17 protein-coding genes are annotated in these 20,783 nt (G+C 33.4%); 5 read left to right on the plus strand and 12 right to left on the minus strand.

The window, feature by feature from the left end:
- Positions 1-122 precede the first annotated feature (122 nt).
- The 11 genes from KFZ70_RS10565 to KFZ70_RS10615 form a co-directional block, all read right to left on the minus strand.
- Positions 123-2,096 (minus strand): DUF349 domain-containing protein, encoded by a 1,974-nt coding sequence (locus tag KFZ70_RS10565; protein ID WP_139695350.1) that lies wholly within the window; start codon positions 2,094-2,096, stop codon positions 123-125.
- A gap of 105 nt (positions 2,097-2,201) precedes the next feature.
- Positions 2,202-2,942, minus strand: a complete 741-nt coding sequence (locus KFZ70_RS10570; RefSeq protein ID WP_139695349.1) for a shikimate dehydrogenase — start codon at positions 2,940-2,942, stop codon at positions 2,202-2,204.
- The gene (locus tag KFZ70_RS10575) at positions 2,939-3,955 is read right to left on the minus strand and encodes a DUF368 domain-containing protein (protein ID WP_139695348.1); all 1,017 of its coding nucleotides are present in this window, start codon (positions 3,953-3,955) and stop codon (positions 2,939-2,941) included. Before KFZ70_RS10575 ends, KFZ70_RS10570 begins: the two co-directional genes overlap by 4 nt.
- A gap of 2 nt (positions 3,956-3,957) precedes the next feature.
- Positions 3,958-4,875, minus strand: coding sequence for a DUF368 domain-containing protein (locus tag KFZ70_RS10580; RefSeq protein ID WP_139695347.1), 918 nt, complete (start codon positions 4,873-4,875; stop codon positions 3,958-3,960).
- A 51-nt stretch (positions 4,876-4,926) separates the two neighbouring features.
- Positions 4,927-6,315: a lipopolysaccharide assembly protein LapB gene (locus KFZ70_RS10585; protein ID WP_139695346.1), complete on the minus strand. Its 1,389-nt coding sequence runs from the start codon at positions 6,313-6,315 to the stop codon at positions 4,927-4,929.
- A gap of 126 nt (positions 6,316-6,441) precedes the next feature.
- Positions 6,442-7,644, minus strand: coding sequence for an aspartate aminotransferase family protein (locus KFZ70_RS10590; RefSeq protein WP_139695345.1), 1,203 nt, complete (start codon positions 7,642-7,644; stop codon positions 6,442-6,444).
- Entirely contained in the window at positions 7,645-9,456 is a 1,812-nt protein-coding gene (locus KFZ70_RS10595) for an OstA-like protein (protein ID WP_139695344.1), read from the minus strand. It abuts the gene before it with no gap.
- Positions 9,457-9,576: 120 nt separating this feature from the next.
- On the minus strand, positions 9,577-10,851 hold the full coding sequence (locus KFZ70_RS10600; RefSeq protein WP_139695343.1) for an adenylosuccinate synthase: 1,275 nt from the start codon (positions 10,849-10,851) through the stop codon (positions 9,577-9,579).
- Positions 10,852-10,860: 9 nt separating this feature from the next.
- The gene (locus KFZ70_RS10605; RefSeq protein WP_139695342.1) at positions 10,861-11,319 is read right to left on the minus strand and encodes a Fur family transcriptional regulator; all 459 of its coding nucleotides are present in this window, start codon (positions 11,317-11,319) and stop codon (positions 10,861-10,863) included.
- Between the two features lie 26 nt (positions 11,320-11,345).
- Positions 11,346-13,565, minus strand: coding sequence for a bifunctional (p)ppGpp synthetase/guanosine-3',5'-bis(diphosphate) 3'-pyrophosphohydrolase (locus KFZ70_RS10610; RefSeq protein WP_139695341.1), 2,220 nt, complete (start codon positions 13,563-13,565; stop codon positions 11,346-11,348).
- Between the two features lie 56 nt (positions 13,566-13,621).
- On the minus strand, positions 13,622-14,197 hold the full coding sequence (locus KFZ70_RS10615; RefSeq protein ID WP_139695340.1) for a non-canonical purine NTP diphosphatase: 576 nt from the start codon (positions 14,195-14,197) through the stop codon (positions 13,622-13,624).
- A 65-nt stretch (positions 14,198-14,262) separates the two neighbouring features.
- On the opposite strand from KFZ70_RS10615, the gene KFZ70_RS10620 reads away from it, so the two are divergent.
- Together KFZ70_RS10620 and KFZ70_RS10625 are read left to right on the plus strand one after the other, a co-directional pair.
- On the plus strand, positions 14,263-15,273 hold the full coding sequence (locus KFZ70_RS10620; RefSeq protein WP_139695339.1) for a Gfo/Idh/MocA family oxidoreductase: 1,011 nt from the start codon (positions 14,263-14,265) through the stop codon (positions 15,271-15,273).
- A 121-nt stretch (positions 15,274-15,394) separates the two neighbouring features.
- The gene (locus KFZ70_RS10625) at positions 15,395-15,694 is read left to right on the plus strand and encodes an HPF/RaiA family ribosome-associated protein (protein ID WP_139695338.1); all 300 of its coding nucleotides are present in this window, start codon (positions 15,395-15,397) and stop codon (positions 15,692-15,694) included.
- A 99-nt stretch (positions 15,695-15,793) separates the two neighbouring features.
- Here the strand turns inward: KFZ70_RS10625 and rlmH are convergent, their stop codons facing one another.
- Positions 15,794-16,267 carry a 23S rRNA (pseudouridine(1915)-N(3))-methyltransferase RlmH gene (rlmH, locus tag KFZ70_RS10630; RefSeq protein WP_139695337.1) on the minus strand — a complete coding sequence of 158 codons (474 nt, stop codon included), beginning with the start codon at positions 16,265-16,267 and terminating at the stop codon, positions 15,794-15,796.
- 125 nt (positions 16,268-16,392) lie between these two features.
- Between rlmH and nadC the strand changes: the two genes are divergently transcribed.
- The 3 genes from nadC to priA all read left to right on the plus strand — a co-directional run bounded on the left by nadC (position 16,393) and on the right by priA (position 20,772).
- On the plus strand, positions 16,393-17,253 hold the full coding sequence (gene nadC, locus KFZ70_RS10635; RefSeq protein ID WP_139695336.1) for a carboxylating nicotinate-nucleotide diphosphorylase: 861 nt from the start codon (positions 16,393-16,395) through the stop codon (positions 17,251-17,253).
- An 84-nt stretch (positions 17,254-17,337) separates the two neighbouring features.
- Positions 17,338-18,306, plus strand: a complete 969-nt coding sequence (locus tag KFZ70_RS10640) for a YihY/virulence factor BrkB family protein (RefSeq protein ID WP_139695335.1) — start codon at positions 17,338-17,340, stop codon at positions 18,304-18,306.
- Between the two features lie 15 nt (positions 18,307-18,321).
- Positions 18,322-20,772, plus strand: a complete 2,451-nt coding sequence (priA, locus tag KFZ70_RS10645) for a primosomal protein N' (protein WP_139695334.1) — start codon at positions 18,322-18,324, stop codon at positions 20,770-20,772.
- Positions 20,773-20,783 lie beyond the last annotated feature (11 nt).

The following is a 20,783-nucleotide window of genomic DNA, read 5'->3' on the forward strand; positions in this document are numbered from 1 at the left end:
CCCTCGATATTTAATCTTTACACAGTTTATGAGATACTGCCTCGTGAAATCTCTTTTATGAAGCGCTCTTTTTGAAAAGAGACTAAATTTTTCAGTAGCCTCCAGATTAACGGCCTCTTTTTTTAGTATAAATCTTTAATTTTTTGAAGTTTGGCTTTCCAGACTGCTAATTCTGATCGATGCTTTTTTATGTTGTTTTTTACATCTTTTACTAGTGGATTATCATCATCTACATTGGTGAAAAACTGAAGGTTATTTTCTAATTGGTTAATTTGACCTTTTACTTCATCAATTTTTTTTCGAATAAACGTACGTTCATTATCTAGATTTCTACTGTCATCAGAGGCATTTAAAGCGTCTAGTTTATTTTCGTATTTAATGATTTCAGCTTCTGTTTTTTCAACCTTTAAATTGTTTAAAAGACTATCAATAATCTTTTGAAATTTTCCATCAATATATCGCTTGTCATTAGGCACTCTACCTATTGTTTGCCATTCCTTTATTTTGTCTTTAATCAATGATACACCAACTTCTTTATCATCAGGCAAATCAAGTGTTTTCAATTCAGTTAGAAATTGGTTCTTTTTATTGTAAGCATCAAGTTGTTCTTGACTTGCCGCATTGCGCTTAGCATGAATGCGGTCAAAGTAGTAATTACAAGCCGTTTTAAATTGTTTCCATATTTTGTCACTGTCCTTTCTAGGTACATGACCTATTTTTTTCCAGTCGCTTTGAATTTTCTTCATTAACGGTGTAACCGTTTCAAAATCTTCACTATCCTTATTGTCTTCGGCAATTTTTATAAGGTCTAATTTAAGTTGTAGATTTTTATATTGTTCTTTTTTTAAATCTTTGTAGAATGCATTTTTATTTCTATTGAATGTTCTTACAGATTCTTTAAATTTAGCCCAAGTTGCTTCATTCACTTTACTAGGAACTTTACCAGCATTAAAGAAGGCTTCACGAAGGGCTTCAATTTGCTTTATTTTCTTTTGCCAGGCACCATGTGTGTTTGTCTTCTGGGCTGAAATAGCTTCAATTTGGCTTATGATATCAAGCTTTTTTTCTAAGTTTTTCTCATAAACTTTATCAATTTCTTGGTAATAAAGGTGTCTTTTATCATTGATGATTTTAGTAGCCGCTTTAAACCTATCCCAAATTTCTTCACGGTGTTCTTTACCGACTGGTCCCAATTCTTCCTTCCACATTTTATGCAACTCTTGAAGTTCTCTGAAAGCATACATAACATTATCATCTTTGGTCAGCTCTTCGGCACGTTCAATAATGAGTAACTTTTTTTCTAGATTATGCTTAAAGTCTAAATCTCTTAAATCTCTATTTAAGTGTAAGAAATCATAAAAACGCTCTACATGATGGTGATAACTATTCCAGGCATTGTTGTATTTGTCTCTAGGAATAGGTCCCGTATTTCGCCAGCGTTCTTGTAATTCTTTAAAATGCTTATAAGTGGTGTTTATATTTTCTTCAAGGTTAATAAGACCTTTTAGTTCTTCAATAATAGCAAGCTTATCGGTTAAATTTTGCTTTAGGTTTTTCTCTAGGCTTTGATAATGTTCGTTTAATTTAGTACGGTAATCTTTATAAGCAGTTTTGTATCTTTTTTGAACGGGAGATGAATAATAGAAATCAATTTCATTACCACCATCGTTGATAAAATCTTCCTTCTTTTCGTCAATAAGAGCTTGGAATTTTAATTTGAACTCATTATTAATGCTATGAACATGAGATCTTATAGCTTGAACTTTTTCTGTTTTTAAAAGACGTTCTAATTCTATAGCCAAGGCTTCAAGAGACATACTATCATAATCTTTAACCTCTATTTTATGGCGGTCTTTATTACCTTCATCTTCAGCATCTTCAGCATTTGATTCTTCAATTTCATTTAAAACAGCATCATGTTCTTCTGTGGTACTTGAATGTTCAGCACTCTTTTCTGATGTGGTATAATCAGGTTTTTGGTTGGCTTCATTTTCAGCTGACGCAGGGTTTTCAATCTGTGAGTTTTCTTCAGAACTGTTTTGATTGTTAATGTTGTCAACTTTTTCTACTTCTTGTGCTTTGTTATTGTCAGACATTTTAAAAAATGTTAAGGTTCGTCAAATTACTTTTGACTTTAAAGATACTAACAAGTAAACTATAAACAAAGCCTTATGATGCTTTTACGCTATCTGGTTGTTATTTTACTTTATGCTCCAAATAGACCAAGCTTTTTCTGCTTGTAACTTTAACATATTTAAGCCGTTAATTATGGTGGCTCCATTTTGTTTGCCTCGCTTTAAAAATTTGGTTTCTTCAGGATTATAAATCAGGTCAAACAGAATATGTGATTTAGTAAAGGCCTGATATGGGATTTCAGGACAAACCTCTATATTAGGAAAGGTTCCTAAAGGGGTGCAATTAATAATAATGTGATGGTTTTCAATATCGGATTGTGTTAGTGTATCATATGAAAATGTTACACCTCCTTTTATAGTTCTAGATACAAAAGCATATGAGATGCCTAGTTCTTTAAGTGCATAGGCCACCGCTTTACTGGCACCACCTGTTCCTAAAATTAAGGCGCGGGTATGGTTTGGTTTTAAAAAAGGTTCAAGCGATTTTTTAAAGCCATAACAATCGGTGTTGTAACCAATGAGTTTGCCTTTTTTTGTGATTTTTATAGTGTTCACGGCTCCAATAGCTTTAGCTTCTTTATCGATTTCATCAAGAAAAGGCATCACGTCTTCTTTATAGGGTATAGTAACATTCATGCCTTTTAATCCTTTTGTGTTTTTAATTATGGAAGGAAATAAGTTAATGTTTTCAATATCAAAATTTTCGTATGATGTATCTTTTATCTGCTCTTTTTTAAATTTTTCTTTGAAATAAGCTCTTGAAAAGGAGTAAGATATATTTCTACCCAGTAAACCTAGTTTGTTCATTTTAATTTTCGTGTTTTTTGTCCGTACCATTCCAAAGCCAAAACAATAAGAATTCCTAAGACAACAAAAGCAATGGCATAGTAGGTTTCTTTATTTAAATGGGGAATATAGCGTTGATAATTTTCAATGATTTTTTCACCTCGGGAATCTAATAAAAACTCGCCATTAGGGTTCATTTTAAAGATTGTTTTTTTCCAAGGCCAAACCACACCTAAAGAACCAATAATGAAACCAATAATGGAAGAAATGGTAATACTTTTATAATGCTTTAAAATGTAACTAAGCACATGAGAAAAGGTTACTAACCCAGTAACAGAACCTAATGTGAAAACGGTCAAAACTTTAATCATTCTAATACGTTCTGGGTTGTTGATGAATGAAAAATTACCAGTTAAAATTTCTAATCCCGTATCATAAAGGGCATTGACCGAGTCTACTAATAGCAGCACATAATTTCCTAGTAAGATTAAAATGAAGGAGCCAGAGAACCCTGGTAGTGTCATCCCAGAAACACTTATGATGCCACAGAAAAAAACAAACCATAAGTTGTCATTTTCTTTAGCAGGATTTAAAAAGCTGATACTTACACCCAGTAGAATTCCAATTAAAAGAGCAGTATAGGTTTTATAATTCCAGTCGTTAAAATCTTTGTAGATATAGTAAATAGAACCTATAATCATACCAAAAAACACGCTCCAAACATAGAGTTCATAGTATTTTATCAGGTAGTCTAATACTTTTGAGACACTAAAATAGCTCACAATCATTCCGAAGAATAGTAAGCCTAAAAACCGACCATTAACATATTGATAAAAGCTTTTAAATCTGCCATTAAAAAGAAGAGCGAAAGCTTTTTTGTTTACTTTTTTTAGAGAGTAAATAAATTCTTCATAAAATCCAGCAACAAAAGCCACCACACCACCAGAAACTCCAGGTACTTTGTTGGCGGCACCCATGCCTAATCCTTTTAGAATTAAGAAAAGTTTGTCTCTGAACGTTCTGGTGCTTTGCATGTTTATTTTTTAGATCCTAGTTTCTCAAGAATAAAAATAGTTAAAAATCCAAGTATCATTAATATTACGGCAAAAAGAAGCTGGTGATCTCCTTCAAAGTTAAGAGGAGATACACTTTCTTGCAATAAAGGTGTTTCAATGCCTTTTGAGTTAGTGTGCCATGATAACGTTTTTTTCCATGGCCAAACTTTGTTGAGCGAGCCTAATATAAACCCAGTAAGTGCAGCAAGTGTTAAATTGTGATAATGTTTAAACAGCCATTTTAATATATGGCTAAAACTGAGTAAACCAATAACGGCTCCTGAAGCAAAAACGACTATTTTTTTTAAATCAAAATCATGAATGGCATCACTAAGTGTCTTATAAGTCCCAAGAATGATAAGAATGAAAGAACCTGAAATGCCTGGTAAAATCATAGCGCATATGGCTACGGCTCCAGAAAAAAACAGAAACCAAGTATCATTATTAGTACTTAATGGAGGCAGTTTACTAATATAAAATGCTATTGCAGTACCAAAACAAAAGGTTAGCAAAGTTCCTAAATTCCATTTTGTAATTTGTTTACCAACAAAGTAAATGCTCGCTAAAATAAGACCAAAAAAGAAGGACCAAATTAAAACAGGATGATGCTCTAAAAGGTGTTTGGCGAGTTTCATGAATGAAACAAAACTAATAATAATACCCGTTAATAGGGCCAATATAAAATTTCCGTTTAGTTGTTTCCAAAAGGGTTTAATCCCTTCCTTGAATAAGATTTTTAACAGATGTGTGTTAATATTACTAATTGTAGTAATAAGTTCTTCGTAAATTCCAGAAATAAAAGCAATTGTGCCGCCAGAAACCCCTGGAACAGCATCGGCCGCTCCCATGGCTAGACCTTTAAAAGAAATGATTAAATAATCGTAAAAACGTCTTTGCATACTTGATTTTTTAACGAAAATCAAAGGTATACAAATTAATGAAAGGTTTGATTATAGATTTGGATTTAGTAGGTTTTTTACTTGTACTCTATTTGAAACTTTAGGGAAAAGTTCATCAAGAATAAAGGCATAATCTATGTTCTGTTTCATGCCATTTTTTAAATGAAATGTACCTTTGTCACTTTCGTTTAGCAAAAAGTACAGGCCTGCTAGTCTGTACTCTATTTCAGCATTTTCAGGATAAAATTCAATGGCTTGTTCAAAATTATAAATAGCGGCTTCAGGTTCACCTAATTTTATTAGTAAGTCACCTCTTGATAACCAAGTGTTTAATTCGTAGTTTCCTAATTCTAAGGTTTTTTTATATCCGCTTTCAGCCTCTTCAAAAAATTTAAGACGATGATTGATTTGAGAGTACAACTTCCAATAGTGTACATTTTCAGCATCAATATTTATGGCTTTTTTGATGTAGTACAGCGCTTTTTGGTAATTTCCTTTTTTGTTGTGAAATTTTGTAATAGCAATCCAACCTTTGTCTAAAAGCGGATCTTCATGAACTGTTCGGTCGTAATACTGAAGTGCTAAATCATGATTGCCTAATTTTTCATAACACTTGCCAATTCTAAGCAATGCAAAAGACGTTGGGTCGTCTAATTTCAACGTTATGGTATAATTTTCAATAGCCTCTTCAAATTGTTTTAACTGTTCTAAAACCTTGCCGCGTTCAAGGTAAGCACCTACAAAAGTGTCATCAGAAATCACAGCAAAATCAAATGCAGTCAAAGCCTTTTTATAGTCTTTAAGAATACAGTATTGTTTGCCCAATTGATGCCAGGCCACTTCACAATAAGGGTTTTTGTCAAGAAAAATATTGAGGTATGCTATAGCATCTTCGGTTTGATCTAAAAATTCAAAGCAGTAAATGATATTGTATAAGGCAGAATAGTCTTCAATATCACTTTCTAAGCATTTCATGAAATACATTTTTGCTTCTTCAAACTTATCTAAAAACAAATATTCCATACCAATAAGAGAATATAAATCAACAATATCATCGGTAAGTTGGAGCGCTTTTTTTAGAACTTCAATAGCCTTTTCATGGTCGTCTTTTTTTGAAAAGATATTAGCTTTTTGAATGTATATTTCTTCATTAGTCGGGTCAAGGCTATGCAGTTCATTGAGTAACTCATCAGCTTCAACCAATTTGTCTTCAAAAACGTGAATTTCAACTTTAAAAAGTCTAAGATTGATGGAGGTAGGGTGTTGATCTAAGCCTAGTTTAATCGCTTTTTTAGCTAAGGCTATTTTGCCTTGGTTAAGGTAGTGGTGAATGATATTTTCAAATTCCTCAGAATCAAAAAACAAAACATGGTTTGTTTTTAACATTGATTCAAACTTGGTTAGAGGCAAATTATTGTTGTCATCACGACTAAACTCCATAAGCACGTATATAAGTGTTACTCGAATAAATTTAATATTCTATTTGACAAAAAGTGTGAGGTGATTTAAATGTTTTTAACAAAATAATCAACAAATGTGTGTTAGTGTTTTTTATATTGTTGATTTTTAGTTGTTTATGTGTTTTGGTTTATTCTGAATTTCGTTTAGAATGCCAATTATTATTTTGCATCCTTTCTTAATCTCCTCATTTGAAATGGTTAACGGCGGGGTAATACGAACAGCTTTTGGTTCAAATAATAACCAAAAGAGGATTAATCCTTGTGTTTGTGCTTTTAAGATTAAATCATTGGCGATAGCCACCGAGGGTGTTAAAAAGGCCAGCATAAGTCCCAAACCTCTTACTTCTTTAATTAGAGGGTGAACCAGTAGTTGCCTGAACAGGGTTTCTTTTTCTGTGGCTTGTGCCATAAGGTTTGATGCTGTGATTTCTTGTAGGGTTGCTAGAGCCGATGCAGCAATAACAGGGTGGCCCCCAAAAGTAGTAATGTGACCTAGCTTGGGCTGATCCTGGAGTAGATCCATTAATTTACCAGAAGCTGTGAATGCTCCTATGGGCATACCGCCTCCTAAACCTTTACCGCTTACCAAAATATCAGGAATGCATTGGTAATGCTCAAAACCATATAGTTTTCCTGTTCTTCCTATTCCGGGTTGAATTTCGTCTAATATTAATAAAGCGCCAACGTCTTCACACCTTTGCTTTACTTTTTTCAAATAATCGCCTTTAGGTACAATAAACCCTGCACCACCTTGAATAGTTTCTAAAATAACGGCGGCTGTTTTCTCTGTGATTTCGTTTATTTGATTTGTAGCATTAAAATCAATAAACTTTACGTCTGGTAAAAGTGGTCTGAAGGCTTGTTTTCGTTCTTCAAACCCCATAACACTCATAGAGCCCATGGTGTTACCGTGATAGGCTTTATGTGCTGCAATTATTTCACTGCGTCCAGTAGCTCTTTTAGCTAGTTTTAGGGCACCTTCAATGGCTTCGGTACCTGAATTTGTTAAATATGTTTTTTCTAAAGGAGCAGGAAGGTGTTTGGCTAAAAGCTTGGCCAATGCAACGGCTGGTTTTTGAATGTACTCACCATAAACCATAACGTGCATATATTTATCCAGTTGTTCTTTTATGGCTTGAACCACTTTTGGATGATTATGCCCTAATGGACAAGCTGAAACACCTGCAACAAAATCTAAATAGGCTTTTTTATTGCTATCATAAATATAAGCTCCGCTCGCATGCGATATTTCCATCGCTAAAGGATGGGGTGTGGTTTGCGCTTGATATTTAAAAAAATCGGTAATCATCTATTCTTTAGAAACTGTGTTTGGTGACACTTTTGGAACACCGTTGGTTGTGTTTTTAATTACGGGAGGTTTTAATTTTTTTGGTAAGTTCCTTGAAGCTTTTGATGTTTCATTGTCATTCACATTCGCATTTTCGTCTGCTTGTTTTACGCGATCCATTAAATCTTCATCTACAAAATCTTCTTGAGGGACATAATCATCAAGCCCTTTTATTATATGTAATTCAAAAGGTTCGTCATCATTAAACAGATCTTCAACATTTTTGGGACGTTCATTATCCCTCCAATCAAATCCTTTTAGAATTTTTTCTTTTTCGGGGTATTTAGATTCTGGATATAATTTACCATCTACTTGATTAAATCTTGTATATTCTTCAATATCACCATCGGCAAATAAAATAGAAATACTTCCCGATTTGGCTTTGTCAATACCTATAAGTTCTTGAAGTTCATTTCGCGCATAGAAAATAGATTCGGCATTTTTGGTGATATCAACTTGTCTCAATTCATTTTCATCATTAAACAGCCCAATGAGCTCTAAACCTGAAATTTGATTATACCCATTTTCGCTTATGGTATCTTTACTAATGATGAAGGCGTTTTCAAAAACGCGAAGAGAATCTATTCTTTCAGTTTCATTATTGGAAATAAGATGAATGGTGTCTCCCGTCATTTGGTTCTCCAGGTTCCAAAGTATGGGTTTGCGTTTTACTGAAAATTTATCACCACTGGAAAACCTCGGAATATTTATTAATTTTGTTAAACCCGTTCTTTGGTTAGAATGAATTGAATCTGCTTTTCCGCTGAGGTCAGATTTGTAAATTTTAGCCTTATAATACGCATTGATAATTCTATGGTCTTCTTTGCCTGTAACCATAATTTTATCGGCGTGAATGTAGATTGAATCGTTTTCTTGTTTGGTTACAGCCAGTGCTCGTTTTGTAATAAATAAAGAGTCTTTTGCTTTATAAACTTCGGCATAATGGCCCTTAATAACACTTTGGTTTATAGTGTCGGTTACTTTAATATTGTTTGTTGCTGAAGCAAATTTTGTTTTATCATCAAAATATAAACTATCACCTTCTATAATACGGTTGTCATAATTGATTTTAGCATTTTTTAAGGCATAACCAAAGTTTTTTTCGGTATCATAAAACCCTTTTTCACAATAGGTTTTACTAGTTTCAGTAGTTATAGTTGAAGGACCAAAGAGGTAGGCGTGTCCAGTATCTTCATAAAAATCAAAATAATTTGATTCTATGCGAGAGTCTTCATTGACCAATACCACGTCATTAACAAATTGAAATTTGGCATATTCCATGTAGTAGCGTCCAATACGGCTTGTTATGGTTCCAGAAGAATCTTTAATCACTGTGCCGCCCGTTCGGTAATAGGCTTGTTGTTTTAAACGATCAAAATATAAGGTGTCTGTTAAAATAGTTGAATTTGTGTTTTTTAAAACCACATCGCCACTGGCAAAAGCAAACTGCGTAATACCACTATACTCAATGTATTTTGAAGTCATGTTAATAGTATCGCCTTGTTTTACATTAACATTTCCATAGGCCTCAATAAAATCTTCTTGACTGTAATAAATAGCCTTGTCGCACCAAACGTTTGATCCGTTGTGTTCTATATGTACCTGTTGTTTATCATCTCTGGTTAAGACTTTTGCTCCAGGATAATTTTCTTCATCAATGGTTAATTTTCCAGCGTACTCAATTTGAATTTTCTTTTTTTTAGTTTCTTGAGCAGTGGTAACTACTGAAAATCCTAGGCTGATTAGGATAAGTAAAACCTTTAATTTATTCAAAATATATAATAGTTTGTGGCAAAAATAACGATTAATATGATGTTTTATGATATGCGTACAAAAAACGCTCCAATTTTTAAATGAAGCGTTTTTTTAATATTTCTTATTGGCTTGTACGAACTATTTTCTGAAAATAGTTTGTTTTCTATCTGGACCAACTGATACAATAGTGATTGGAATTTCAAGTTCTTTTTCAAGAAATGCAATATAATCGTTCAATGCTTTTGGCATTTGTGATGCTTCAGACATTTCTGTTAAATCCTCATTCCAACCAGCAAACTCTGTATAGATAGGGGTCACATTTTCAGGCTCAATATTATAAGGTAAATGTGTGATTTCTTCACCTTTATAACTGTAAGTAGTACATACTTTTAATGTTTTAAAACCAGATAGTACGTCACCTTTCATCATCATTAACTGGGTTACTCCGTTAACCTGACAAGCATATTTTAAGGCAACTAGATCTAACCATCCGCAACGTCTTGGTCGTCCTGTTGTTGCTCCAAATTCATTACCCACTTTGGCCATGGTGGCACCATCTTCATCAAACAGTTCGGTAGGGAACGGGCCAGAACCAACTCGTGTGGTGTACGCTTTAAAAATTCCAAAAACGTCACCAATTTGATTTGGTGCCACCCCTAAACCAGTACAGGCTCCTGCTGCTGTAGTGTTGCTTGATGTAACAAAAGGGTAGGTTCCAAAATCAATATCTAAAAGTGATCCTTGGGCTCCTTCTGCTAAAATGGTTTTTCCAGATTTTTGAGCTTGATAAATATATTCTTCTGAGTCAATAAATTTTAAACTTTTCAGCACATCAATAGCCTTGAAGAAATCATCTTCCAATTCTTCTAAGTTATATTCAATCTCAACATTATAGAACTTAATCATGTCTTCATGTTTGTTGGCAAGAGCTCTGTAACGTTCTTTCCAATCGCTGAGTTCTAAATCACCTACTCTAATACCATTTCGGCCTGTTTTGTCCATATAAGTTGGTCCAATGCCTTTTAAGGTTGAACCAATTTTAGCTTTACCTTTTGAGGCTTCACTAGCGGCATCTAATAGTCTGTGTGTAGGTAAGATAATATGTGCTTTTCTTGAAATAAGTAGCGATTTTCTGTAATCAACATCTTGTTCTTCAAGTTTATCTAACTCTCCTTTGAAAATAACGGGGTCAATCACAACGCCGTTTCCAACCAAATTGGTGGCATCATCATGAAAAATCCCAGAAGGAATGGTATGAAGCACATGCTTTTTTCCGTTAAAAACCAAGGTGTGTCCTGCATTTGGGCCACCTTGAAATCTTGCAATGATGTTGTAATTTGAAGTTAATACGTCAACAATTTTCCCTTTGCCTTCGTCTCCCCATTGAAGTCCTAGTAGTAAATCTACTGCCATTTTTTAATTCTAGTTATTAGTTGTTGATTTCCTATTTCCGTAAAAATAGAGCGAGTGGTTGTTAATTTCGATATCAAATATCTCTTCTATTGTTTTTTTTATAGACTGAATTCTAGGATCACAAAATTCGATAACTTCTCCAGTATCAGTTAAAATAACGTGATCATGTTGTCTGTCAAAATACGATTTTTCATAATGTGCTTGATTTTGCCCAAATTGGTGTTTTCTTACCAAACCACATTCTAAAAGTAATTCGATGGTATTATAAAGGGTAGCACGTGATACACGATACTTTTTGTTTTTCATGTTCAGATATAGTGATTCTATATCAAAGTGCTCCGAGCTGTTGTAAATCTCTTGCAGAATTGCGTAGCGCTCGGGTGTTTTACGATGCCCTTTATTTTCTAAAAAACTAGTAAAAACATTTTTTACTATTTCTTGATTTTTTGAGTCTGACTGTCCATCCATAATTTCCTGGCAAATTTACACTTTTTTTACACTCTAGTCACCTTATCTATACCATTAATTTTCTTAAGTTTCTCCAAAAGTTTTTTGATTATGGTGTTGTTTTTAACAACTACATTGATTTTTCCTGAAAAAAGCCCGTCATTACTTTCAAAACTGATACTTTTCATGTTGACTGCCATGTTTTCAGAAATAATGCTCGTAATATCGTTTACCAAGCCAATATGATCTATGCCTGAAACATTAATTTGAGCTAAAAATTCTTGCTGCGACGAATCTATCCATTTTGCCGTCATAATTCTGTAAGCGTAATTGGATTGCAGGCTTAATGCATTTGGACAGTTTTTTTTATGAACTTTTATGCCTTCTGAGACCGTTAGGAAACCAAATACATTATCACCAGGAATTGGGTTGCAACAATTGGAGAGTTTATAATCTAGGCGTTCTTCTTCTTTACCAAAAACAAGAGAATCATAATTTGTTGTAATCTCATTTTTGTTAAGCTCCTCTTTAGGAATATTCGCTTTTCTAGTAATTTTATTTTTTATGAAACTTACAAGCGTATTACTTCTGGATGACGCAAAGTTTTTTAGCATGGTATTGTCAATTGAGCCAATACCAACCCGATAAAATAAATCTAAACTTGTTTTTAATTTAAAATAGTTTACCAAATCATTGATGCTGCTTTCATTCAGGTCTATTTTTAGTTGCTTTAATTTTCTCCTTAGAATTTCTTTGCCTTCTTCACCTATACGTTTTCTGTCTTCTTTTAATGCCGATTTTATTTTTCCCCTAGCTCTGGCGGTTGTAGCATAGTCTAGCCAGTTGGGATTAGGTTTAGAGTTTTCTGATGTTAAAATTTCAACCTGATCGCCTGTTTGAAGCTCATGGCTTAGAGGAACCAATTTACCATTAACCTTAGCGCCTCTGGTTTTCATGCCAACTTCTGTATGAATATTGAAAGCAAAATCTAATGAGGTAGCACCTTTGGGTAATGATTTTAAGTCTCCTTTTGGTGTGAAAACATATATTTCTTGAGAATATAAGTTGAGTTTGAACTGCTCAACAAAATCTACAGCATTTGATTCAGAATTTTCTAGAGCTTCCTGAAGTCTATTAATCCAGTTTTCAAGACTATCCTCTTTCTCACGACCTTGTTTGTACTTGTAATGTGCCGCATAACCTTTTTCGGCAATTTCATTCATACGTTCACTACGTACCTGTACTTCAACCCATCTGCCTTTTGGTCCCATAACCGTAATATGAAGCGCTTCATAACCCGTGGTTTTTGGAGACGTAATCCAGTCTCTTAAACGCAATGGGTTGGGCCTGAAGTGATCTGTTACGATAGAATATATTTTCCAAGCTAAAAACTTTTCGTCAGTAATATCACTTTTATAGATGATTCTAATGGCAAACTTGTCATAAACTTCATCAAAGGATACACCCTGATTAAGCATTTTTCTTCTAATAGAGAAAATAGATTTTGGTCGCCCTTTTATGGTATATTCAAAATTCTCTTTATCCAGTGCTTTTTTTATAACATCACTAAACTGTTTTATATAAAGATCTTGTTCTTCTTTGCTTTCTTTTATTTTGTTTAGAATGTCATTATAGACATCGGGTTCAGTATACTTTAAACTTAAGTCTTCAAGCTGTGTTTTTATGTTGTAAAGCCCTATTCTGTGAGCTAAGGGGGCATAGATGTATAGCGTTTCAGAAGCTATTTTGTCTTGCTTGTCTGGACGCATACTGTCCATAGTTTGCATATTGTGCAGGCGATCAGCAATTTTTATAATAATAACCCTAACATCGTCATTGAGGGTTAAAAGCATTTTTCTGAAGTTTTCAGCTTGTAAAGACACATCCATGTCTTTTTCCTTGCTTAAAGAAGATATTTTGGTAAGGCCATCAACAATGGTAGCTATAGTTTTACCAAATTCCTTTTCAATGTTGTCTATTTCATAGTCAGGACTATCTTCAACAACATCATGCAGTAATGCTGCAGCAATTGATGTGGCATCTAAACCGATTTCCTGAGCTACAATTTTGGCCACAGCAATGGGGTGGAAAATATAGGCTTCGCCAGATTTTCTTCGCTGATTTTTATGCCCGTCTAAAGCTACTTCAAAAGCTCTCCGTATAAGTATTTTATCTTCTTTTGATAGCGTGGTGTAGCTTACCTTAAGAAGTTCTTTATACGCTTTTGCAATAGCAGCATTTTCCTTTTCTATATCTTCTGCAGTCATAATTTAAAAATAAGCTAAAGAATATTAATTAGCAACCTAGAATTTGTTTTTGTAAATTAAATAGTAGTTAAAAAAGTGACTAGCTTTGTTATGGCTTTCCCCCGATGACCAATTTTGTTTTTTAAGGTTAAGTCCATTTCGGCAAATGTATTTGAGAAGCCATTTGGCTTAAAAATAGGGTCGTACCCAAAGCCATTATGGCCTTGTTTTTTATGGGTTATTTCACCTTGACAAATGCCTGTAAATAATTCTGTTTCATCACCAATATTTAAAGCGATTACAGTTTTAAATTGAGCTTTTCTGTTAGTGTTAGCTTCTAATGCATTGAGTAATTTGTTCATATTATCACTGTCACTTCTTTGTTCTCCCGCATATCTTGCCGAGTATACGCCTGGGGCTCCGTTTAGGTGTTCAACTTCAAGTCCGGTATCATCAGCAAAGCAATCGTACCCATAGTTGGTTTTTATAAAATTGGCTTTTTGCATTGCATTACCTTCAATGGTGTTTTGGGTTTCAGGAATATCTTCTACACAATTAATATCCTTTAAACTTAACAGTTGAATATGAGAAGGAACAAGGGCTTGAACTTCTTTTAATTTGTTGATGTTATTGGTTGCGAAAACAAGTTTCATTGAATGGATTGTTTTTAAATTCAAAATTAGTATTATCTTGTTTTAAACAAAAGAAATTCAATAATATGAATAAAATGATTAAAACAGGGGTTTTATCTTACGGAATGTCTGGTAAATTGTTTCACTGCCCATTTATAAGCAGGCATGTTAAATTTGATTTGGTGGCTATTGTTGAAAGACACACCAAACAAGCCCAATTGGATTATCCTAACATAAAAAGTTATGATAAAGTAGATGATCTTTTAAAGGACACTGATATTGAATTGGTAGTTGTAAATACTCCAAATGTGACACACTATGATTTTTCTATAATGGCTCTACAAGCAGGTAAACATGTGCTGTTAGAAAAACCATTTACAGTAACACTACAAGAGGCAAAATCGCTTTATACCGAAGCTAAAAAACAAGACCGTTTTATTTTGCCTTTTCAAAATCGTCGATTTGATAGTGATTTTTTATCTGTGAAGCGAGTAGTTGAATCGGGCGTGTTGGGTGATTTGATTGAGGTTCATTTTAGATATGATAGATATACATTTGATATTAGTAATAATGTGACAAAAGAATTAGGTACCCAAGGAAATGGCTTGATGTATAATTTAGGGCCACATTTAATTGATGCTGCTATTAGTTTATTTGGAGCACCTGCTAAATACCATAAAATAACAGGTAAAAACAGACCAAATACTCAGGTTGACGATTATGCTTTTGTACATATGCAGTTTAATAGCGGTTTACAGGTATTTATTACGGCTAGTTTATTGGTAGCTGAACCACAAGCGGCATTTGTTTTACATGGAACAAAAGGATCTTTTGTAAAAAGCAGGTCAGATGTGCAAGAATCTCAATTGCAATCTGGGATGAAACCCGATAATAAACTATTTGGTAAAGAAGCCAAAGGGCAAGAAGGTTTATTAACCACAGTTAAAAATGGTTATGTGAAACGAAAAAAAGTAAAAGCAGAGTTGTCATCGTATTTGAATATGTATGAGGCTGTATATCAAACATTAAGGTGTGGTCAGCCTTTTTTGGTAACGGAAAATGACATTCTTAAACAAATGGAGATTTTAGAATCATAACGTTTTTTGTAATAAATTAATTAAGAAATAAATTATAAGTTTTTTATGATTTTTGTTTCTGTAAGAGTATAAAAAAACTTGTATCTTTCCAATGAAATATTAACATAAAAAGCGTTTGACTATGACAGTAAATTTTCAGTATGTAGGGGTAGATGTAAGCGAAACACTTTCGGCTTTCACAGAAGAAAAATTAAAAAAAATCTTTAATAGATATGAGTTTTTAATTGGTGCCACAATACACTTTAAAAAGGATGAAAAAGATCATAATGAGGGTAAAATTTGTAGTATTGAATTGAGTTTGCCAGGACCAAGATTATATGCTACATCAAATGAGAGAAATTTTGAAGTTGCGGTGCGAGAGACTATTGCTGATTTAGAAAGACAACTGAAAAAAAGGAAACAAGTTTATAAAACATATTAGTGTTAATTTGCAATCAAAAAAAGATTGCAGTTTTAATAAAAAACCATCAAGATAGTTTTGTTTTGATGGTTTTTTTGTTAGCGGTTAATAGTTTTCCTCTTATCTATGATGATAAGGCTCATTTTTTAAAATAGTAAACCCTCTATAGAGCTGTTCAATAAAAAATAAACGAATCATTTGATGAGAAAATGTCATTTTTGATAAAGAAATTTTTCCTTGCGCTTTTTTATAAATAGCTTCAGAAAAACCATACGGGCCACCAATAACAAAAACCAGTTGTTTTATCCCAGAGTTCATATGCTTTTGTAAATATGAAGAAAACGAAACCGAGTCGTGCTGCTTTCCATTTTCATCTAACAGAATCAAAACATCAGTAGGAGTTAACTTGTTTAAAATCAAAGTACCTTCTTTATCTTTTTGTTGCACCTCACTTAAATTTTTACTTTGTTTTATGTCCGGAATTATTTCAAGCTTAAATTTTATATAAAAGCCTAGGCGTTTTTTGTAATCGTCTATAAGTGAAGCTAATTGCTTGTTGTCTGTTTTACCTATGGCTAAGAGTTTAATGGTCATAAAATCAAAATTTATTCAAAGTCTTTATGAATTATGCATTATAATTGAAAAAAAATAAAAAATTCGTAAAACGAAAATTTAAAAAAGTAAATCAATTTGTTATTTTTGCTCAAAATACTAAAAATATGATTACACAAGAGCAGTTTGATTCAGAAGTAAAATCAATAATTGCAAACGCTATCAGAGAAGATGTAGGTGATGGAGATCATAGTTCTTTGGCATGTATTCCAGAGAATGCAAGAGGCCGAGCTAAGCTTTTAGTTAAAGACAAAGGGATTATAGGTGGAGTGAATTTTGCTAAAAAAGTATTTGCTTATGTTGATAAGAATTTAAAGCTTGATGTAAGAATAGAAGATGGTACAGAGGTTACTTATGGTGATGTGGTGATGTATGTTGAAGGTCCGTCACAATCTATATTAAAAGCAGAGCGTACTGTTTTAAATGCCATGCAACGTATGAGTGCTATTGCTACTAAAACAAAGATGTTTGTTGACCTAGTTGAAGGAACTAAAACCAAGATTTTAGATACAAGAAAAACAACTCCTGGTATTCGTGTTTTAGAAAAATGGGCGGTAAAAATTGGAGGTGGAGAGAACCACAGATTTGCGCTTTATGATATGATTATGCTTAAAGATAATCATATTGATTTTGCTGGTGGCATTACTAAAGCCATAGAAATGACCAAGCAATACCTAAAAGAAACAGGTAAAAACCTTCAAATTATGGTTGAAGCAAGAGACCTTGTTGAGGTTGAAGAAATATTACAAAACGAGGGTGTTTTTAGAATTCTTCTTGATAATTTTGACTATGAAGATACCAGAAAAGCTGTAAAACTTATTGGAGATAAGTGCTTAACAGAGTCTTCTGGAAATATAAATGAAACAACCATCAGGCATTATGCTGAGTGTGGTGTTAATTATATTTCATGCGGTGCTTTAACACATTCGGTTCACAATATGGATTTAAGCTTAAAAGCGGTAAAATAATTTAGTTTTAAGAGGTAAAACAATTTTTTAAAAAGCCATTCTTATTTTAATAACTTTGCTATAGATTTAAAAGCAAATGTATTAATGACCAAACCCATTGAAGACAAACTAGACAAAATCCCTGTGATTAATGTTATAGTGCGTTTCTTGAAACAGCTTAAATTGCTAGGGCTTGAAGGGTTGTCTTTTTATGATTTATTAGAACTTTATATAACTGGTATTGTTAAAGGAGCGCTAACCACCAGAGCTAGTGCCATTGCTTTCAGTTTTTTTACAGCTATTTTTCCTTTTTTATTATTTGTAATCATCCTTATTCCTTATTTGCCTATTGAAGGATTTAAAGATGAGTTTTTAGTTTTTCTGGAATCATTTTTACCACCAAGTACCTCCGATTTCTTTTTTGACAATATTTTTGAAAATATTGAAAATTCTCAAAGAGGCGGACTTTTGTCGTCGGTTTTTATCTTGTCTATTCTCCTTATGGCAAATGGCGTAAATGCTATTTTTTCCGGATTTGAAAACTCTTATCATGAACAGCTTACAAGAAGCGTATACAAACAGTATTTTTTTGCATTAGGAATAGCGTTGATTTTAGCCTTTTTACTTATAATAACTATAACTGTTTTAGGGTATTTTCAAATTTATGTTGTACAAGAAGTATTGCACGCTTTTGAGCACCGAGGGTATAATTTAGATTCTAGTGGGGTGTTGTGGACCAATATAGTTCAGTATATCTTTTTTGTAATGATGATTTATTTGGCAACTGCTACATTGTATTATTTTGGTACTAGAGAGGGTAGGCATTCCAAGTTTTTTTCAGTTGGCGCGTTGTTTACTACTTTGCTAATTATGTTAACCTCTTATTTTTTTGGTGTTTATATTGAAAATTTTAGTCAGTATAATAAGTTATACGGCTCAATAGGAGCATTGTTGATTCTTTTGTTTTATTTGTGGTTAAATGCTAATGTGCTTTTATTAGGGTATGAACTCAATGCTTCATTAAATAATCTAAAAAAAAGAAGAGAGCTATTAAAAGGAAAAATAAAAGACTAAAAATCGATTAAAAATTTGTCTTACTATATAGATGTTATCATTCCAATACCACTCCAAAAGTTGTTTACTTATGGGGTAACGTCAGCTGAAGCTAAGTTTTTAAAACAAGGTATGCGGGTGTCTGTACCCTTTGGAAAATCTAAAATTTACACAGGTCTTGTTTATGCTATCCATGATAAAGCACCAGTAGGGTATGAGGCCAAGGATATTGAACAGATTTTAGATGAAAAACCCGTAATTACACAAGTGCAATTGCAACTTTGGCAATGGATAGCTAGTTATTACATGTGTACCTTGGGAGATGTAATGCGTGCAGCATTACCCAATGCTTTTATATTAGAAAGTGAAACCGTTGTGATAAAAGGTGCAAAAACCATTGACGAATCTGATTTAAAGGACGATGAGTTTTTGGTTTATGAAGCGCTTCATCATCAGTCCTCGCTGAAGATTCAAGATATATCTGGTATTCTAAATAAACAAGGGGTTTTGCCTGTTATAAAACGACTTATTGAAAAGGAAGTGGTTTTTGTTGAAGAAGAAGTTTATGAAAAATACATACCTAAGTTGGTTAGATATGTAAAGCTTCATTCCGAATTTACTTCAGAAACAGCCTTACATACTTTGTTAGATGATTTAAGTAGAGCACCAAAGCAGCGCGAGGTAATCTTAACTTTATTTTCGCTTTCTGCTAAAACAAAGAAACCTATCAAGGTGTCTGACCTAACTGCTGAGAGTGGTGCTTCTAGTGCTATTATTAAGACGTTAATTGATAAAGGGATTTTAGAAGAGTATCATATTCAAACAGATAGAGTTGAATATTCGGGAAAAGAGACCGAATTGTCAAAGATGTTAAATGAGCATCAAAATCAAGCCCTTGCTGAAATAGAGGCGTCATTTAAAATGCACCGTGTTGTTTTACTGCATGGAGTAACGTCATCAGGAAAAACAGAGGTCTACGTTAAGCTTATAGAAGACACTTTAAAACAAGGTAAACAAGTTTTGTATTTGTTACCAGAAATAGCATTAACCACACAATTAATAAAACGGTTGCAAAATTATTTTGGTGAAAAAGTGTCTGTGTTTCACTCAAAATATTCATCGCATGAGCGTGTTGAGGTTTGGAATAATGTTTTGAACAATCAGCAAAAAGCGCAAATTGTTTTAGGCGCTCGTTCCTCGGTGTTTTTACCTTTTAATAATTTAGGTTTAATCGTTATAGATGAGGAGCATGAGCAATCCTTTAAACAATTTGATCCAGCTCCGCGTTACCATGCCAGAGATACTGCGGTGGTTTTGGCGCATATTCATGGGGCTAAAACGCTTTTGGGATCGGCTACACCTAGCCTAGAAAGTTATTTTAATGCTAAGCAGAATAAATACGGTTTAGTTGAATTAATGTATAGGTATAATAATGTATTAATGCCAGACATTGAGTTAGTTGATATAAAAGACAAGCTGAAAAGAAAGCGTATGACGGGGCATTTTAGCGATAGACTCATTGAGGAAATGACAGAAGCATTGGGCCAGGGATATCAAGTTATTTTGTTTCAAAATCGTCGTGGGTTTTCTCCAATTGTAGAGTGTTTTACCTGTGGCCATGCCCCCCAGTGCCCAAATTGTGATGTGAGTTTAACATATCATCAATACAGAAATCAGTTGCGCTGCCATTATTGTGGTTATACCACTGTAATGCATAAAACATGTGAGGCCTGCGGAAGTCCAGAATTAGACACAAAAGGATTTGGTACCGAACAGATAGAGGCTGAGGTGAAACAATTGTTTCCTGAATATAAGGCGGCCCGGATGGATTTAGATACTACTAGAGGTAAATACGGTTATGAAAAAATTATTACGGCACTTGAACAGCAAGAAATAGATATTTTGGTGGGTACTCAAATGCTGACTAAAGGCTTGGATTTTAGGCGTGTAAAATTAGTTGGTATTATGAATGCTGATACGATGCTTAACTTTCCTGATTTTAGGGCGCATGAACGTAGTTTTCAATTGATGTTACAAGTTTCAGGAAGGGCAGGGCGAACCGCAGAACGGGGCAAGGTATTAATTCAAACCTATAACCCGCACCATAATATTCTACAGCAAGTATCAACTAATAATTATATCGATATGTTTTCAGAGCAAATGAATGACAGGTATAATTTTAAATATCCACCAGTTTATAAGCAAATAAAACTTACTTTAAAACATAAGGATTTTAATAGGGTTGATACGGCTTCTATATGGTATGCAAAATCTTTAAGGCAGGTGTTTGGTGACTATGTTTTAGGACCTGAAGCGCCTCCAATAGCAAGAATTAGAAATCAATTTCACAAAAACATCTTGATTAAAATTCCTAAAAAACAGTCTTTAGCAAAAACAAAAGAAGCTATCATTAAAATAAACAACAGCTTCTTAAGTATAAAAGATTTTCGGTCGGTTAATGTAATTTTAAATGTCGATAACTTTTAATTTAGTTGGTG

The sequence above is a fragment of the Allotamlana fucoidanivorans genome (assembly GCF_045788535.1).
In the GTDB taxonomy this organism is placed as follows: Bacteria; Bacteroidota; Bacteroidia; order Flavobacteriales; family Flavobacteriaceae; genus Allotamlana; species Allotamlana fucoidanivorans.

Excerpts from the sequence above, each read along its gene's own strand:
- KFZ70_RS10565 (WP_139695350.1), bottom strand. The coding sequence starts at position 2,096 with ATGTCTGACAATAACAAAGCACAAGAAGTAGAAAAAGTTGACAACATT.
- KFZ70_RS10570 (WP_139695349.1), bottom strand. The coding sequence starts at position 2,942 with ATGAACAAACTAGGTTTACTGGGTAGAAATATATCTTACTCCTTTTCA.
- KFZ70_RS10575 (WP_139695348.1), bottom strand. The coding sequence starts at position 3,955 with ATGCAAAGCACCAGAACGTTCAGAGACAAACTTTTCTTAATTCTAAAA.
- KFZ70_RS10580 (WP_139695347.1), bottom strand. The coding sequence starts at position 4,875 with ATGCAAAGACGTTTTTACGATTATTTAATCATTTCTTTTAAAGGTCTA.
- KFZ70_RS10585 (WP_139695346.1), bottom strand. The coding sequence starts at position 6,315 with ATGGAGTTTAGTCGTGATGACAACAATAATTTGCCTCTAACCAAGTTT.
- KFZ70_RS10590 (WP_139695345.1), bottom strand. The coding sequence starts at position 7,644 with ATGATTACCGATTTTTTTAAATATCAAGCGCAAACCACACCCCATCCT.
- KFZ70_RS10600 (WP_139695343.1), bottom strand. The coding sequence starts at position 10,851 with ATGGCAGTAGATTTACTACTAGGACTTCAATGGGGAGACGAAGGCAAA.
- KFZ70_RS10605 (WP_139695342.1), bottom strand. The coding sequence starts at position 11,319 with ATGGATGGACAGTCAGACTCAAAAAATCAAGAAATAGTAAAAAATGTT.
- KFZ70_RS10610 (WP_139695341.1), bottom strand. The coding sequence starts at position 13,565 with ATGACTGCAGAAGATATAGAAAAGGAAAATGCTGCTATTGCAAAAGCG.
- KFZ70_RS10615 (WP_139695340.1), bottom strand. The coding sequence starts at position 14,197 with ATGAAACTTGTTTTCGCAACCAATAACATCAACAAATTAAAAGAAGTT.
- KFZ70_RS10620 (WP_139695339.1), top strand. The coding sequence starts at position 14,263 with ATGAATAAAATGATTAAAACAGGGGTTTTATCTTACGGAATGTCTGGT.
- KFZ70_RS10625 (WP_139695338.1), top strand. The coding sequence starts at position 15,395 with ATGACAGTAAATTTTCAGTATGTAGGGGTAGATGTAAGCGAAACACTT.
- rlmH (WP_139695337.1), bottom strand. The coding sequence starts at position 16,267 with ATGACCATTAAACTCTTAGCCATAGGTAAAACAGACAACAAGCAATTA.
- nadC (WP_139695336.1), top strand. The coding sequence starts at position 16,393 with ATGATTACACAAGAGCAGTTTGATTCAGAAGTAAAATCAATAATTGCA.
- KFZ70_RS10640 (WP_139695335.1), top strand. The coding sequence starts at position 17,338 with ATGACCAAACCCATTGAAGACAAACTAGACAAAATCCCTGTGATTAAT.